This window comes from Streptomyces sp. NPDC048111 (assembly GCF_043202815.1).
Classification (GTDB): Bacteria; Actinomycetota; Actinomycetes; order Streptomycetales; family Streptomycetaceae; genus Streptomyces.
The window spans coordinates 57,549-73,156 of record NZ_JBIDBD010000009.1; the positions used below are offsets into that span (position 1 = coordinate 57,549).

Sequence of the window (15,608 nt, forward strand, 5' to 3'; positions counted from 1 at the left end):
GTACCGGTCGCACGTCAGATTGCCCACCAGACCGCGGATTCCCTGGGCAGCAGGACGCCACGCGCGCCGCACTCGACGGCCGTGGTGGCGAGCAACAACCGGCCCGGAAGGGGGAATTGGACCGCGCGGTCCAGGGTGTTGACCGTGCACGCGAAGCCCGGCCTGGCGAAGGCGAGCACGCCCTCGGGCGCGGGGAGCCAGCTCATCGTGCCGTCGCCGAGCCCCGGCAGCTCGCGGCGCAGGGCGAGGGCCGCGCGGTACAGCTCCAGCGTCGAGTGCGGGTCGCCCGACTGGGAGGCGACGCTCAGCCGGCGCCAGGACGCGGGCTGCGGCAGCCACGGCCGCGCGCCGCCGAACCCGTACGACGGCTCGTCGGGGGTCCAGGGGATCGGCACCCGGCAGCCGTCGCGGAAGCCGTCCTGGCCCGCCGCGCGGTGGAAGGCCGGGTCCTGGCGCACCTCGTCGGGCAGGTCGGTGACCTCGGGAAGGCCCAGCTCCTCGCCCTGGTAGAGGTAGGCGGAGCCGGGCAGCGCCAGCGTGAACAGGGCCGCCGCGCGGGCCCGGCGCAGGCCCCGGGCGCCGCCGCCGTAGCGGGTCACATGGCGCACGACGTCGTGGTTGGAGAGCACCCAGGTGGTGGGGGCGCCGACCGCGCCGGTCGCCGCGAGCGAGGCGTCGACCGTGGCGCGCATCGCCTCCGCGTCCCAATCGCACGTCAGGAACTGGAAGTTGAAGGCCTGGTGCAGCTCGTCGGGGCGTACGTACAGGGCCAGGCGCTCGGCGGAGGGGGCCCATGCCTCGGCGACCGCGATGCGCTCACCGCCGTAGGAGTCGAGCAGGGTCCGCCAGGAGCGGTGGATCTCGTGGACGCCGTCCTGGTCGAAGAAGGGGAGCACCTGGCTGCCGATGAGGCTGGCCTGCTCGCTCGCCCCGATGTCCGGCAGCCCCGCCGCCTTGACCATGCCGTGCGCGACGTCGACGCGGAAGCCGTCCACGCCGAGGTCGAGCCAGAAGCGCAGCACCGAGTCGAACTCGGCCCGCACCGCCGGGTGGTCCCAGTCGAGGTCGGGCTGCTCGGGGGCGAACAGGTGCAGGTACCAGTCTCCGCCCGGGGCACGTGTCCAGGCCGGGCCGCCGAACACCGACTCCCAGTCGTTGGGCGGGAGTTGGCCGCGCGCCCCCCGGCCCGGGCGGAAGTGGTAGCGCTCGCGCTCGGGGCCGCCGGCCAGCGCCGCGCGGAACCAGGGGTGCTGGTCGGAGGTGTGGTTGGGGACGATGTCGACGATCACCCGCAGGCCGAGCCGGTGGGCCTCGCGCACCAGCTCGTCGGCGTCGGACAGTGAGCCGAAGAGCGGGTCGACCCTGCGGTAGTCCGCGACGTCGTAGCCGCCGTCGGCCTGCGGGGAGAGGTAGAAGGGGGTGAGCCAGACCGCGTCGGCGCCGAGCTCCTTGACGTACGGCAGCCGGGCGCGGATGCCGGGCAGGTCCCCGATCCCGTCGCCGTCGCCGTCCGCGAAGGAGCGCACGTACACCTGGTAGATCACCGCTTCGCGCCACCAGCCGGGCCGGGAAGGAGTGGGCTCCCCGGTGGTGGCCGTCGTCGTCAGCTCCTGCGTCATGTGTGGTCCCTCTCGAAAACCCTGCGTCTGTGCCGATCAACGCCGATGGCTCCCGAAAGTAACCGTCCTGCAAGCTCTTGCGGAACCCTTGCAGCGGGTCTCCGGGGGCCCATGGCCCGGGCGCACCCCCTTTGACAAGGCGCACAACGGCAACCGTGCGGACACACTGATGTAACGATCGGCTGAGCTTGCAGAAATTCTTCGCAAGGTCTTTCGGTCGCCTTTCATCCTTGTTACGTTCCTGGCGATCCGGCGCCGTGATGGAACGGCACCCAGTGAAGGAGTTCTCATGCGACGTGGCATAGCGGCCACCGCGCTCGCGGCGACCCTCGCGCTCGCGGCGACGGCCTGCGGTGGCAGCGACAGTGACGGCGGCAAGGCGGACGGCCCCGTCACCATCACCTGGTGGGACACCTCGAACGCCACGAACGAGGCACCCACGTACCAGGCGCTGGTCACGGAGTTCGAGAAGGCGAACCCGACGATCAAGGTCAAGTACGTCAACGTCCCCTTCGACCAGGCGCAGAACAAGTTCGACACCGCCGCCGGCGCCAAGGGCGCCCCGGACGTACTGCGCGCCGAGGTCGGCTGGACGCCGGCCTTCGCCAAGAAGGGCTACTTCCTGCCGCTGGACGGCACCGAGGCCCTCGCCGACCAGGCCAAGTTCCGGCCCAACCTGATCAAGCAGGCCCAGTTCGAGGGCAAGACCTACGGCGTGCCGCTGGTCACCGACACCCTCGCGCTCGTCTACAACAAGGCCCTGTTCGCCCAGGCCGGCATCACCAAGGCGCCGGTCACCTGGGACGAGCTGAAGGCGGACGCCGCGCTCGTCAAGCAGAAGGCCGGCGTCGACGGCTACTGGGGCTCCACCGCCGGCTACTACGCCCAGCCGTTCCTGTACGGCGAGGGTACCGACACGGTGGACGCGGCCGCCAAGAAGGTCACCATCGCAAGTGCCCCCGCCGTCAAGGGACTTGAGACCTGGAAGGGCCTGTTCGACGGCCCGGGCCTGCACAAGGCGGACGTCACCGCCGACGCCTACGCCCACATCCAGGACGCCTTCGTCAACGGCAAGGTCGCCGCGATCATCCAGGGCCCGTGGGAGATCACCAACTTCTACAAGGGTTCCGCGTTCAAGGACAAGGCCAACCTCGGCATCGCCACCGTCCCGGCCGGCTCGGCCGGCAAGGCGGGCGCCCCGACCGGCGGCCACAACCTGTCCGTGTACGCGGGCTCCGACAAGGCGCACGCGGCCGCCGCGATGAAGTTCGTGAACTTCATGACCTCGGCCAAGAGCCAGGAGTCCATCGCCCTGAAGAACTCCACGCTGCCCACCCGCGAGGACGCCTACACCGCGCAGGTCAAGGCCGACCCGGGCATCGCCGGCTACCAGGGCGTGCTCGCCGCCGCCCAGCCGCGGCCCGAGCTGCCCGAGTACAGCTCGCTGTGGACCCCGATGGACACCACCCTGCCGAAGGTCGCCGACGGCAAGGAGTCCGTCGCCGACGCCACCAAGAGCCTTCAGCAGGACATGGCCAAGCTGGTCCCCGACTTCACCAAGTGAGCCCCGCAGCCGGGCCGTTCCTCCCAGGGGGCGGCCCGGCCGCACGCACGTCCGCCGAACTTCCCGGAAAAGGTGTCGAGATGACCGTTGCCGTCGATGGCGCGGCCCCGAAGAGCGCGTCCACCGCGCGCCAAGGGCCGCTGGAGCGCCTCAGGCGGTCCTGGCAGAAGCACTGGTACGCGTACGCGATGGTCGCCCCGATCGTCGTGGTGCTCGGCGCCCTGGTGCTCTATCCGCTCGCCCAGGGCATCTACTACACGCTCACCGACGCCAACAGCCTCAACTCGGCGCGCACCATCGGCGCCAACCACATCGACGCCACCTACGAGTTCGTCGGGCTGCACAACTACGCGGACATCCTGTGGGGCCCGACCGCCTGGGACCGGTTCTGGTCGCACTTCCTGTGGACCATCGTGTGGACGGCCGCCTGTGTGACCCTGCACTACGTGATCGGGCTCGCGCTCGCGCTGCTGCTCAACCAGAAGCTGCGCGGACGCACCTTCTACCGGATGATGCTGATCCTGCCGTGGGCGGTGCCCAGCTTCGTCACCGTCTTCTCCTGGCGCCTGATGCTCAGCGACACCGGCATCGTGAACACCGTGCTCGGCTCGCTCCACCTGCCGCAGCCCGAGTGGCTGGAGCAGCCGCACTTCCAGCAGCTCGCTGCGATCCTCGTCAACACCTGGGTCGGCGTCCCCTTCATGATGGTGTCGCTGCTCGGCGGGCTCCAGTCGATCTCCGCCGACCTGTACGAGGCCGCCGAGATGGACGGCGCGAGCGCCTGGCAGCGCTTCCGCCACGTCACCCTGCCGGGCCTGCGCCCGGTCAGCGCCACGGTGGTCCTGCTCGGCATCATCTGGACGTTCAACCAGTTCGTGATCATCTTCCTGCTGTTCGGCAACGGCGGCGCCCCCGACGCCCAGATCCTCGTCACCTGGGCCTACCGCCTCGGCTTCGGACAGCAGCCCCGCGACTTCGCGCAGTCCGCCACCTACGGCGTGCTGCTGCTCTCCATCCTGATCGTCTTCACCTCCTTCTACCGGCGCTGGCTGGCCCGCAATGAACAGGTCTGATGCCTTCATGACTACCAAGGCCGTCTCCCGGGACCACACCCGGCGCCGCACCGCCGTCCTGTCGCACCTGGCCCTGGGCGTCGCATCCCTCGTCGCCGTCTTCCCGATCGCCTGGCTGGTCTTCCTCTCGCTCGGGCCCGCCAAGGACGACTACCTCCACCCGGGCCGCATCTGGTCCACGATGTCGTTCTCCAACTACGCGTTCGTCACCGAGCACACCAAGTTCTTCACCTGGCTCGGCAACACCGCCCTGATCGCGGTCGCCACCTGCGTCATCGGCGTGATGTTCGCGGCCACCACCGGGTACGCCGTCTCGCGGATGCGCTTCCCGGGCTACCGCAAGCTGATGTGGGTGCTGCTCGTCACCCAGATGTTCCCGATCGCCGTGCTGATCGTGCCGATGTACCAGATCCTCGGCGACCTCGGCCTCATCGACACCTACGGCGGTCTGATCCTGGTGTACTGCTCCACCGCGGTGCCGTACTGCGCGTGGATGCTCAAGGGGTACTTCGACTCCATCCCGATCGAGATCGACGAGGCGGGACGGGTCGACGGGCTCACCCCCTTCGGCACCTTCTTCCGCCTCATCCTGCCGCTCGCCCGGCCGGGCCTCGCGGTCGCCGCGTTCTACACCTGCCTCACCGCGTGGGGCGAGGTGGCCTTCGCCTCCACCTTCATGCTCGACGACGGCAAGTACACGCTCGCCGTGGGCCTCTCCAGCTTCGTCAGCCAGCACGACGCCCAGTGGAACTACATGGCCGCCACCGCGGTCCTCATCGCCATCCCCGTATCGGCCGTGTTCTACCTGGTGCAGAAGCACCTGGTCACCGGCATGACCGCGGGTGCCACCAAGGGCTGAGCCGGGCTGCGGCCCGGCCCCGGAACAGCACAGGCCCGGGGGCACCCGCCTTCGGACCCTCCTCTTAAGGACGACATGACCCAGCACTTCACCGCCCCCGACCGCCTCACCGGGACGACCGGTACCCAGTGGTGGCGGGACGCCGTGATCTACCAGGTCTATCCGCGCAGCTTCGCCGACGGCAACGGCGACGGCATGGGCGACCTCGACGGCGTCCGCGCCCGGCTGCCCTATCTGCGCGACCTCGGTGTCGACGCGGTCTGGCTCTCGCCCTTCTACGCCTCCCCGCAGGCCGACGCCGGCTACGACGTGGCCGACTACCGGGCCATCGACCCGATGTTCGGCACCCTGCACGACGCGGACGCGCTGATCCGCGACGCGCACGAACTGGGCCTGCGCATCATCGTCGACCTCGTGCCCAACCACTCCTCCGACCAGCACGAGTGGTTCAAGCGAGCCCTGGCCGAAGGCCCCGGCTCACCGCTGCGGGCCCGCTACCACTTCCGCCCCGGCCGGGGCGAGAGCGGTGAACTGCCGCCCAACGACTGGGAGTCCATCTTCGGCGGCCCCGCCTGGACCCGTACCGCCGACGGAGAGTGGTACCTGCACCTGTTCGCCCCCGAGCAGCCCGACTTCAACTGGGACCATCCGGCCGTCGCCGACGAGTTCCGCTCCATCCTGCGCTTCTGGCTCGACATGGGCGTGGACGGCTTCCGCATCGACGTCGCCCACGGCCTCGTCAAGGCACCGGGCCTGCCCGACATCGGCGGCCACGACCAGCTCAAGCTGCTCGGCCAGGACGTCATGCCGTTCTTCGACCAGGACGGCGTGCACGAGATCTACCGCTCCTGGCGGACGATCCTCGACGAGTACGACGGCGAGCGCATCGCGGTCGCCGAGGCGTGGACCCCGACGGTCGAGCGGACCGCGAACTACGTACGCCCCGACGAACTGCACCAGGCCTTCAACTTCCAGTACCTGGGCGCCCCTTGGGACGCCAAGGCGCTGCGCGAGGTGATCGACACCTCGCTCGCCGCGATGCGCCCGGTCGGGGCCCCGGCCACCTGGGTCCTGTCCAACCACGACGTCACCCGGCACGCCACCCGCTTCGCCAACCCGCCCGGCCTCGGCACCCAGCTGCGCACCCCGGGCGACCGCGAGCTCGGCCTGCGCCGGGCCCGCGCGGCCACCCTCCTGATGCTGGCCCTGCCCGGCTCCGCCTACGTCTACCAGGGCGAGGAGCTCGGCCTGCCGGACGTCACCGACCTGCCCGACGAGGTGCGCCAGGACCCGTCGTTCTTCCGCGCGGCCGGCCAGGACGGCTTCCGCGACGGCTGCCGGGTGCCGATCCCGTGGACGTCCGGGGGCAGTTCGTACGGCTTCGGCAGCGGCGGCAGCTGGCTCCCGCAGCCCGACGGCTGGGGCGCGCTCAGCGTCGAGGCGCAGACCGGCGACGCCGACTCCACCCTGGAGCTCTACCGCCGGGCCATCGCGGCCCGCCGCGCCCACCCGGGCCTGGGTGCCGGGGACGACGTGAGGTGGCTGGAAGCCCCCGACGGCGTGCTCGCCTTCGCCCGCGACGGCTTCGTGTGCACGGTCAACCTGACCGGCCGCCTGGTGTCGCTCCCGGTGCCCGGCCGGGCCGTCCTGTCCAGCGCCCCCTTCGCGGTGGACGGCGACGTGTTCGAGCTGCCCGGTGACACGACGGTGTGGTGGACGGTGTGAGCCATGCCGTGCAGCCGGCCGGGCCGCGCCTCGCCGACATAGCGGCCCAGGCCGCCGTCAGCGAGGCCACCGTCAGCAGGGTGCTCAACGGCAGGCCCGGCGTCGCCGACGCCACCCGCCAGCGGGTGCTCGCGGCGCTCGACGTGCTCGGCTGGGAGCGCCCGGCCCGGCTCCGCCGGCGCAGCGAGGGCCTGATCGGACTGCTCACCCCCGAGCTCACCAATCCGATCTTCCCCGCGTTCGCCCAGGCGGTGGAGCAGGTCCTGGCCGGCCACGGCTACACCCCCGTGCTGTGCACCCAACTGCCGGGCGGGGCAACGGAGGACGAACTCGTCGAGCAGCTGGAGGAGCGCGGCGTCAACGGCATCGTGTTCCTCTCCGGCCTGCACGCCGACACCTCCACCGACCCGTCCCGCTACCTGGCCCTGGCCGAACGGGGCGTCCCCTACGTCCTGGTCAACGGCTACAACGACGCCGTGCGCGGCCCGTTCGTCTCGCCGGACGACCATGCGGCGATGCGGATGGCGGTGGGCCACCTGGCCGACCTCGGCCACACCCGGATCGGCCTCGCGATCGGCCCGCTGCGCTACGTGCCGTCGCGCCGCAAGGCCGAGGGCTTCACCGCGGCGCTCGGTGAACGGCTCGGCCTGCGCGAGGCCGAGGCGGCGGCCCTCATCCGCCCCACCCTGTTCAGCGTGGAGGGCGGGCAGGTGGCGGCCGGCGCCCTGTTGGACCAGGGCTGCACCGGCATCGTGTGCGGCAGCGACATGATGGCGCTCGGGGTGGTCCGCGCCGCCCGTGAGCGCGGCTTCGCGGTGCCGGCGGACGTCTCGGTTGTCGGCTTCGACGACTCCCAGCTCATCGCCTTCACCGACCCGCCCCTGACGACGGTCCGCCAGCCGGTCCAGGCGATGGCGACCGCGGCGGTCTCGGCCCTCCTGGAGGAGATAGCCGGAACCCCCGTGCAGCGAACGGAGTTCGTCTTCCAGCCGGAGCTGGTGGTGCGGGGGTCCACGGCGGCGGTACGGGGCTGAGGGCGCGGGGCGGCCGCGGGGCCGCCCCGCCGCCGCTCAGAACGGCTTGGTCGGCAGGTACTTGCCGTCCAGGGTGATCACGGCGCGCTCGCCGCCTTCGGGGTCGGCGACCTTCTTCACGTCCAGCCGGAAGTTGATCGCGCTGATGATCCCGTCCCCGAACTCCTCGTGCACCAGGGCCTTCAGCGTCGTGCCGTACACCTGGAGCATCTCGTAGAAGCGGTAGATCGTGGGGTCGGTGGGGACGCCGCCCGGGATCGAGCCGCGGCTCGGGACCGTCGTCAGGAGCAGCGCCGCGTCGTCGTCGAGGCCCAGTAGGGCCGCGACCGCCCGCGCCGAGTCGGCGGGCAGCGCGTGCTGGCCGAGCACGGCCGCGGTGACGAAGGCGACGGAGAGGCCCGCCGCGTCCGCGATCTGCTGCCACGACAGGTCCTCGCGGAGCTTGGCCGCGACGGCGGCGGTGGCGAGGTCCTGGCGGGCGGTGGTGTCGAACTGGGACTGGATCATGGAGTAACTCCCTTGTATATGGGGTGAGTTGAGGGGGGCGGGGTGGATCAGGGGGTGACGTCCTCGACCGTGCCGGTCGGGATGTCGTAGACCCAGCCGTGCAGGGTCAGACGCCGCCGGGCCACGGCGCGGGCCACCGAGGGATGCGTGGCCAGGTTCGCCAGCTGGGCCCGTACGTTGCCGCGTACCAGGGCGGCCAGGTCCGTGGTGTCCGCGTGGGCCGGGGCCGCGTCCGCATGCCGCAGCCATGCGGCCACCGCGGGCGCCGCCCCGAGATCGTGCCGCTCGGCGATCGCGGTCATCGCGCCGCAGGCCGAGTGGCCGCACACCACGATGTCCCCGACTCCGAGGACGGCGACGGCGTACTCGACGCTCGCCGCGACGCCGTCCGCGCCCGGCGTGTGAGCGGGCACCAGGTTCCCGGCCGTGCGGATGACGAACAGCTCGCCCGGCTCGCTCTGGGTGATCAGCTCGGGCACCACCCGGGCGTCGGAGCAGCCGATGAACAGCGTGCCCGGCCGGTGGGTGGTGGCGAGCCGGGTGAAGAGGTCCGCCCGGGCGGGAAAGGCGCCGCGCCGGAAGCGCTCGACGCCTTCCGCGAGGACGTGCGGGGTGTCTGGCATGGGTCGCTTCTCCCTCGGTGTGCTGCCGGACCGTGGGGTCGGCCCGGCGAGATCCACCCTGCACGAACAGCACCTATAGCGTCCAAGACGCGCTGCCCATATCTGCTATAGCTCTCGCCTATAGTCGACGTCATGGCCCCGGAACTGCGTCATCTGCGCTATCTGCTCGCCGTCGCCGAGCAGGGCAACTTCACCCGCGCCGCCGAGGAGCTGCGAGTCTCGCAGCCCACCCTCTCCCAGCAGATCAAGCAGCTGGAGCGGGCCGTCGGCGCGCAACTGCTCGATCGCGGCGGACGCGCCGTGCGGCTCACGGACGCGGGGGAGACCTACGCGCACTACGCCCGGCGCGCCCTGCGCGACCTCGCCGCGGCCGAACGCGCGCTCCAGGACGTCGCCGACCTCTCGCGCGGGAGCCTGCGCCTCGCGGTGACCCCGACCTTCACCGCGTACCTGGTCGGCCCCCTCGCCGGTGAGCTGTACTCCCGCCATCCCCATATCGCCCTGGACGTACGGGAGTCGGCGCAGGACCGCATCGAGTCGGAGCTGCTCGCCGACGAGCTCGACCTCGGCATCGCCTTTGCCCGGCCGCATCTGCCCGGCATCCACGCGACGCCCCTCTACACCGAGACGCTCGCCCTCGTCGCCGCCGCCGGGGACGGCCGGCCCGCGCCGCTTGACGTGCGAGAGCTGGGCGAGCGTCAACTGGCTCTGCTCGACGGCGACTTCGCGACCCGGGGGCACATCGACGCCTACCTCGAACGCCATCGGGTGACCCCGCGCATCGCCGTCGAGGCCAACTCCGTCCACGCCCTGACCGAGATCATGCGCCGCACCCCGCTCGCCACCGTCCTGCCCGACGCCGTCACGCACGACCACCCCCACCTCGTGCCCGTCCCGCTCGAACCGTCGCTGCCCGCGCGCACGGTCGTCCTGCTGCGGCGCGACAGCGCCTACCGCAGCGCCGCCGCCCGCGCGTTCACCCGGATCGCCGAGGAGCTGGTGCGCGAGCGCGGCTACGCGCCCGCCTGACGTTCGCGCCCATCACCTCGCATCACCTCGCAATTGCTTGCAGATTCACCGTCAACCGTGCCGGATTCCGCCCGAACCGTTGACCGGATCCCGCCCTCCCTCCTACGGTCACCTGCTGAGAAGCGCTTGCAAGTTTGCAGCAAGAACATTCAGCCGCGTCGGTACGACCGAGGAGCCCCCGGTGATCCCCCTGCGAAGAATGGCGGTCGCGCTCGCGGCCGCCCTGTGTGCGGCGCTCGTCCCCGCGCTGCCCGCCACCGCGGCGCCCAAGCCGCCCGCGCCGCCCGGTGACGCGCGGCTGGCCGCCGAACCGGCCCGGCACGACGCGACGCGCGAGCAGTTCTACTTCGTGCTCCCGGACCGGTTCGCCGACGGGGACAGCTCCAACAACCGGGGCGGCCTGACCGGTTCGCGCCTGGAGACCGGGTACGACCCGACGGACAAGGGCTTCTACCAGGGCGGCGACCTCAAGGGGATCACCCAGAAGCTCGACTACATCAAGGGCCTCGGCACCACCGCCATCTGGCTCGCCCCGATCTTCAAGAACAAGCCCGTCCAGGGCACCGGCGACAACGCCTCCGCCGGATACCACGGGTACTGGATCACCGACTTCACCCAGGTCGACCCGCACTTCGGCACCAACGCCGACCTCACCCGGCTGATAGCCGGGGCCCACGCCAAGGGCATGAAGGTCTTCTTCGACGTCATCACCAACCACACCGCCGACACCGTCGACTACGCCGAGCGGCAGTACGGCTACCGGCCCAAGGGTGCCTATCCCTACCTCGACACCGAGGGCCGGCCCTTCGACGACCGCGCCGGTGTGCGCAAGGTCGACGCGAACTCCTTCCCCTACACGCCCGTCGTGAAGGAGAAGAAGGTCCCGGCCTGGCTCAACGACCCGACGATGTACCACAACCGGGGCGATTCCACGTTCGCGGGCGAGAGCGGCGAATACGGCGACTTCTCCGGCCTCGACGACCTGTGGACCGAACGCCCCGAGGTCGTCTCCGGCATGGAGCGGATCTACGAGCGCTGGGTCCGCGACTTCGACGTGGACGGCTTCCGCATCGACACCGTCAAGAACGTCGACCTGGACTTCTGGACCCAGTGGGCCACCGCGCTCGACGCGTACGCCAAGAAGCGGGGGAGGCCGGACTTCTTCCTGTTCGGCGAGACCTACTCCGCCGACCCCGCCGTCACCTCCCCGTACGTCACCCGGGGCCGGCTGGACGCGACCCTGGACTTCCCCTTCCAGGACGCGGCCCGCCAGTTCGCCTCCCAGGGCGCCCCGGCCGCCAAGCTCGCCGCCCTGTTCGCGGACGACTACCGCTACACCACCGACAAGGCCAACGCCTACGAGCAGGTCACTTTCCTCGGCAACCACGACATGGGCCGCATCGGCGCCTTCCTCCGGCAGGACCACCCGCAGGCGAGCGAGGCCGAGCTGCTCCAACGCGACCTGCTGGCGAACGAGTTGATGTTCTTCAGCCGGGGCAACCCGGTCGTCTACTACGGCGACGAACAGGGCTTCACCGGCGCGGGCGGCGACAAGGACGCCCGCCAGACGATGTTCGCCTCCAAGGTCGCGGACTACCTGGACGACGACGAACTGGGCACCGACCGCACCCACGCGGCCGACGCCTACGACCAGACCCACCCACTCTACCGCGCCATCGCCGGCCTCTCCCGCCTGGTCGGGGCCAACCCCGCGCTGCGCGACGGCGTCCAGACCGAGCGCTACGCCAAGGACTCCGTCTACGCCTTCTCGCGCACCGACGCCAGGACGCGCACCGAGTACCTCGTGGCCGCGAACAGCGCGACCGAGGCGACGCGGGTGTCCGTTCCGGTCGGCTCCGCCGACGCCGGCTACACGGTGCTGTACGGCGGATCGGGTGCCGTGCGCAGCAGCTCGGACGGCCGCGTCACGGTGACCGTGCCCGCCCTGTCCTCCCTCGTCCTCAAGGCGTCCGCGCCGATGGCCGCCCCCGCCACCCGGCCGGCCCTCACCCTGAAGGCCCCCGAGGCCGGCGCCACCGGCACCGTCGAGATCTCCGCCGACGTCAGCGGTGGACAGCTCGACCGCGTCGTCTTCGCCGCGCAGAGCGGCAACGGAGCCTGGCAGACGCTCGGCTCCGCCGACCACGCCCCGTACAAGGTCACCCAGTACCTGGACCTCAAGGCCGGAACTCCCGTGCGCTACAAGGCCGTTGTGGTCGACAGCCTCGGCCGCACCGCGAGCGCGCTCGCCGCGACCACGGCGGGCGCCACCCCCGTGCCCGCTCCGCCCACGGCGGTCGAACGGGACTACGCCGTCGTGCACTACCGGCGCCCCGGCGGCGACTACGACGGCTGGCAGCTGAAGTCGGCGGGCCGGAGCGCGGCGTTCACCGGCCGTGACGCCTACGGCGCCTTCGCCTGGGTCAAGGTCGCGCAGGGCGCCGGCTCCCTCGCCTACACGGTCGCCAAGGGCGACGGCGCCGACGGCCCGCAGCGCACCATCGACCTCGGCCGCACCGGAGAGGTGTGGGTCGAGGCCGGCAAGGACGGCCAGCTGGACCGGGCCCCGGCCGGTGCCTACCCGCCGCAGGACACCTCCAAGGCGGTGCTGCACTACTACCGGCCCGACGGCGACTACGACGGCTGGGGCCTGCACACCTGGACCGGGGCGGCCGCGCCCACCGACTGGGCCAAGCCGCTGCGGCCGACCGGACGCGACGCCTACGGGGTGACCTTCGAGGTGCCGCTCGCCCCCGGCGCGACCTCGCTCAGCTACATCCTGCACAACGGCGACCAGAAGGACCTGCCCAACGACCAGTCCCTCGACCTCGCCACCTTCGGGCACGAGACGTGGCTGCTGGCCGGAGCCGCCCCGTACCTGCTGCCGCAGACCGGCTCGGGCGTCTCGCTCGACCTCGGCAAGTCCGAGGCGCAGTGGATCGACCGCGACACCGTCGTCTGGAAGGTCAAGGCGACCGCCGCCACCAGCCAGCAGCTCGTGTACGCACCCGACGGCGGCATCACCGTCAAGGACGGCGCCCTGTCCACCGAGGGCCAGTGGCTGCGGCTCGCGCCGGGCGCCCTCACCGAGGCGCAGAAGGCCAAGTACCCCCAGCTGAAGGACTATCCGGCGTTCACCGTGGACGCCCGCGACCGCTCCCGCGTCCGCGCGTCCCTGCGCGGGCAGCTCATCGCCACCCAGCGCGCCGCGAACGGAGCCCTGCTCGCCGCGACCGGTGTCCAGACGCAGGGCGTCCTCGACGACCTGTACGCCGGCGCCGCCGGCCGCGCCCCGCTCGGCCCCGTCTTCACCCACGGCCGGCCCACGCTGTCCGTATGGGCGCCGACCGCGCGGCAGGTCTCCCTGGAACTCGACGGACGCACCGTCGCCATGCGCCGCGACGACGCCTCCGGCGTCTGGTCGGTCACCGGGCCCGCCTCCTGGTCGGGCAAGCCCTACCGGTACGCCGTGCGGGTGTGGGCGCCGGGCGCGGGGCGCGTGGTCACCAACCTGGTCACCGATCCGTACTCCACCGCCCTCACCACCGACTCGGCCCGCAGCCTCGTGGTGGACCTCGCCGATCCGAAGCTCGCCCCCCGGGGCTGGGCGGGCCTGAAGAAGCCGCCCGCCGTGCCGCTCGGCCAGGCCCGCATCCAGGAGCTGCACATCCGCGACTTCTCCATCGCGGACCCCACGTCGCACCACCCGGGCCAGTACCTGGCCTTCACCGACACCGCGTCCGACGGCATGCGCCACCTGGCCGACCTGGCGAGGTCCGGCACCTCCTACGTCCATCTGCTGCCCGCCTTCGACATCGCGGGCATCCCCGAGCGCCGCGGCCAACAGGCCACCCCTGCCTGTGACTTGAAGGTGTACGCCCCGGACTCCGAGGAGCAGCAGGCCTGTGTGGCCCGCTCCGCCGCGAAGGACGCGTACAACTGGGGCTACGACCCGCTGCACTACACCGTCCCCGAGGGCTCCTACGCCTCCGACCCGGACGGGACCCGGCGCACCGTCGAGTTCCGGCAGATGGTGCAGGGGCTCAACGGGGCGGGGCTGCGCACCGTCATGGACGTCGTCTACAACCACACCGCGGCGAGCGGCCAGGCGGACGACTCCGTCCTCGACAAGATCGTGCCCGGCTACTACCAGCGGCTCCTCGCGGACGGCAGCGTCGCCAACTCCACCTGCTGCGCCAACACCGCCCCCGAGAACGCCATGATGGGCCGGCTCGTCGTGGACTCGGTGGTGACCTGGGCCAAGCAGTACAAGGTCGACGGATTCCGCTTCGACCTCATGGGCCACCACCCGAAGGCCAACATCCTGGCCGTGCGCAGGGCGCTCGACGCGCTGACCCCGGCCAGGGACGGCGTGGACGGCAAGAAGATCGTCCTGTACGGGGAGGGCTGGAACTTCGGCGAGGTCGCCGACGACGCCCGCTTCGTGCAGGCCACCCAGACGAACATGGCGGGCACCGGGATCGCCACCTTCTCCGACCGGGCCCGCGACGCGGTGCGCGGGGGAGGGCCCTTCGACGACGACCCGGGCGTGCAGGGCTTCGCCTCCGGCCTCTACACCGACCCCAACTCCTCGGCGGCGAACGGCACTCCGGCCGAGCAGAAGGCCCGGCTCCTGCACTACCAGGACCTCCTCAAGGTGGGCCTGAGCGGAAATCTGGCCGGCTACACGTTCACCGACAGCGCGGGCCGCACCGTCAAGGGCTCCGACGTCGACTACAACGGCGCTCCCGCCGGGTACGCCGTCGCCCCCGGCGACGCGCTCGCCTACGCGGACGCCCACGACAACGAGTCGCTGTACGACGCGCTCGCCTACAAGCTGCCCGCGCGCACCTCGCCCGCCGACCGCTCCCGCATGCAGGTCCTCGCGCTCGCCACCGCCGCCCTCTCGCAGGGCCCGGCGCTCTCCCAGGCCGGGAGCGACCTGCTGCGCTCCAAGTCGCTCGACCGCAACTCCTTCGACAGCGGCGACTGGTTCAACGCGCTGCACTGGGACTGCCGGGCGGGCAACGGCTTCGGGCGCGGGCTTCCCCCGGCCGCCGACAACCACGCCAAGTGGGCCTACGCCAAGCCCCTGTTGACGGCTCCGCAGCTCACCCCGGGCTGCACGGAGATCAAGCGGACCTCCGCCGCCTACCAGGACCTCCTGGCGATCCACGCCGAGGAGAGCGCCTTCCGGCTCACCACCGCGGGGCAGGTGCAGGCACAGCTGTCCTTCCCGCTGTCGGGGGCGGGGGAGACCCCCGGGGTGATCACCATGCGGCTCGGCGATCTCGTCGTGGTCTTCAACGCGACACCGGCGGCGCAGACGCAGCGGGTCGCCGCCCTCGCGGGCACCGCCTACTCGCTGCACCCGCGGCAGGCGAGCGGAGCCGATCCCGTGGTCAAGGAAGCCGCCTACGACCGCGCTTCGGGAGGCTTCACGGTCCCCGCCCGCACCGTGGCGGTCTTCCAGCGGCGCTGAAGCGGTCGCGACTGAAGCGGTCGCGACGACGGACCGCCGCTCCCCTCAAGAGTGGTTTCGCGGCGCGGAGTTGACGAAAACGGCATGTGACCA

The 15,608-nt window shown here is 71.6% G+C and carries 10 protein-coding genes; 7 read left to right on the forward strand and 3 right to left on the reverse strand.

The features are described from left to right. Positions 1 to 14 precede the first annotated feature (14 nt). Complete coding sequence (locus ACGF3I_RS17535; RefSeq protein ID WP_393132879.1) at positions 15 to 1,619, reverse strand: glycoside hydrolase family 13 protein; 1,605 nt, start codon at positions 1,617 to 1,619, stop codon at positions 15 to 17. Between the two features lie 289 nt (positions 1,620 to 1,908). Between ACGF3I_RS17535 and ACGF3I_RS17540 the strand changes: the two genes are divergently transcribed. The 5 genes from ACGF3I_RS17540 (at position 1,909) to ACGF3I_RS17560 (ending at position 7,874) form a co-directional block, all read left to right on the forward strand. Beyond that, on the forward strand, positions 1,909 to 3,183 hold the full coding sequence (locus ACGF3I_RS17540; protein ID WP_393132881.1) for an extracellular solute-binding protein: 1,275 nt from the start codon (positions 1,909 to 1,911) through the stop codon (positions 3,181 to 3,183). Positions 3,184 to 3,263: 80 nt separating this feature from the next. Further along, positions 3,264 to 4,256, forward strand: a complete 993-nt coding sequence (locus ACGF3I_RS17545; protein ID WP_393132883.1) for a carbohydrate ABC transporter permease — start codon at positions 3,264 to 3,266, stop codon at positions 4,254 to 4,256. A gap of 7 nt (positions 4,257 to 4,263) precedes the next feature. Further along, positions 4,264 to 5,115, forward strand: coding sequence for a sugar ABC transporter permease (locus tag ACGF3I_RS17550; protein WP_393132885.1), 852 nt, complete (start codon positions 4,264 to 4,266; stop codon positions 5,113 to 5,115). 75 nt (positions 5,116 to 5,190) lie between these two features. After that, positions 5,191 to 6,840 (forward strand): glycoside hydrolase family 13 protein, encoded by a 1,650-nt coding sequence (locus ACGF3I_RS17555; RefSeq protein ID WP_393132888.1) that lies wholly within the window; start codon positions 5,191 to 5,193, stop codon positions 6,838 to 6,840. Continuing rightward, positions 6,825 to 7,874, forward strand: a complete 1,050-nt coding sequence (locus ACGF3I_RS17560; protein WP_393132890.1) for a LacI family DNA-binding transcriptional regulator — start codon at positions 6,825 to 6,827, stop codon at positions 7,872 to 7,874. Before ACGF3I_RS17555 ends, ACGF3I_RS17560 begins: the two co-directional genes overlap by 16 nt. Before the next feature lie 36 nt (positions 7,875 to 7,910). On the opposite strand, the gene cynS is transcribed toward ACGF3I_RS17560, so the two are convergent. Next, complete coding sequence (cynS, locus tag ACGF3I_RS17565) at positions 7,911 to 8,381, reverse strand: cyanase (protein WP_393132893.1); 471 nt, start codon at positions 8,379 to 8,381, stop codon at positions 7,911 to 7,913. A gap of 47 nt (positions 8,382 to 8,428) precedes the next feature. Next, entirely contained in the window at positions 8,429 to 9,004 is a 576-nt protein-coding gene (locus tag ACGF3I_RS17570; RefSeq protein WP_393132895.1) for a carbonic anhydrase, read from the reverse strand. A gap of 132 nt (positions 9,005 to 9,136) precedes the next feature. Here ACGF3I_RS17570 and cynR point away from each other — a divergent pair, with 132 nt between their 5' ends. Together cynR and pulA are read left to right on the forward strand one after the other, a co-directional pair. Further along, complete coding sequence (cynR, locus tag ACGF3I_RS17575) at positions 9,137 to 10,033, forward strand: transcriptional regulator CynR (protein WP_393132897.1); 897 nt, start codon at positions 9,137 to 9,139, stop codon at positions 10,031 to 10,033. A 199-nt stretch (positions 10,034 to 10,232) separates the two neighbouring features. After that, a complete protein-coding gene (gene pulA, locus ACGF3I_RS17580; protein ID WP_393133180.1) occupies positions 10,233 to 15,515 on the forward strand; it encodes a pullulanase-type alpha-1,6-glucosidase in 5,283 nt (1,760 codons plus the stop codon). Positions 15,516 to 15,608: the final 93 nt, after the last annotated feature.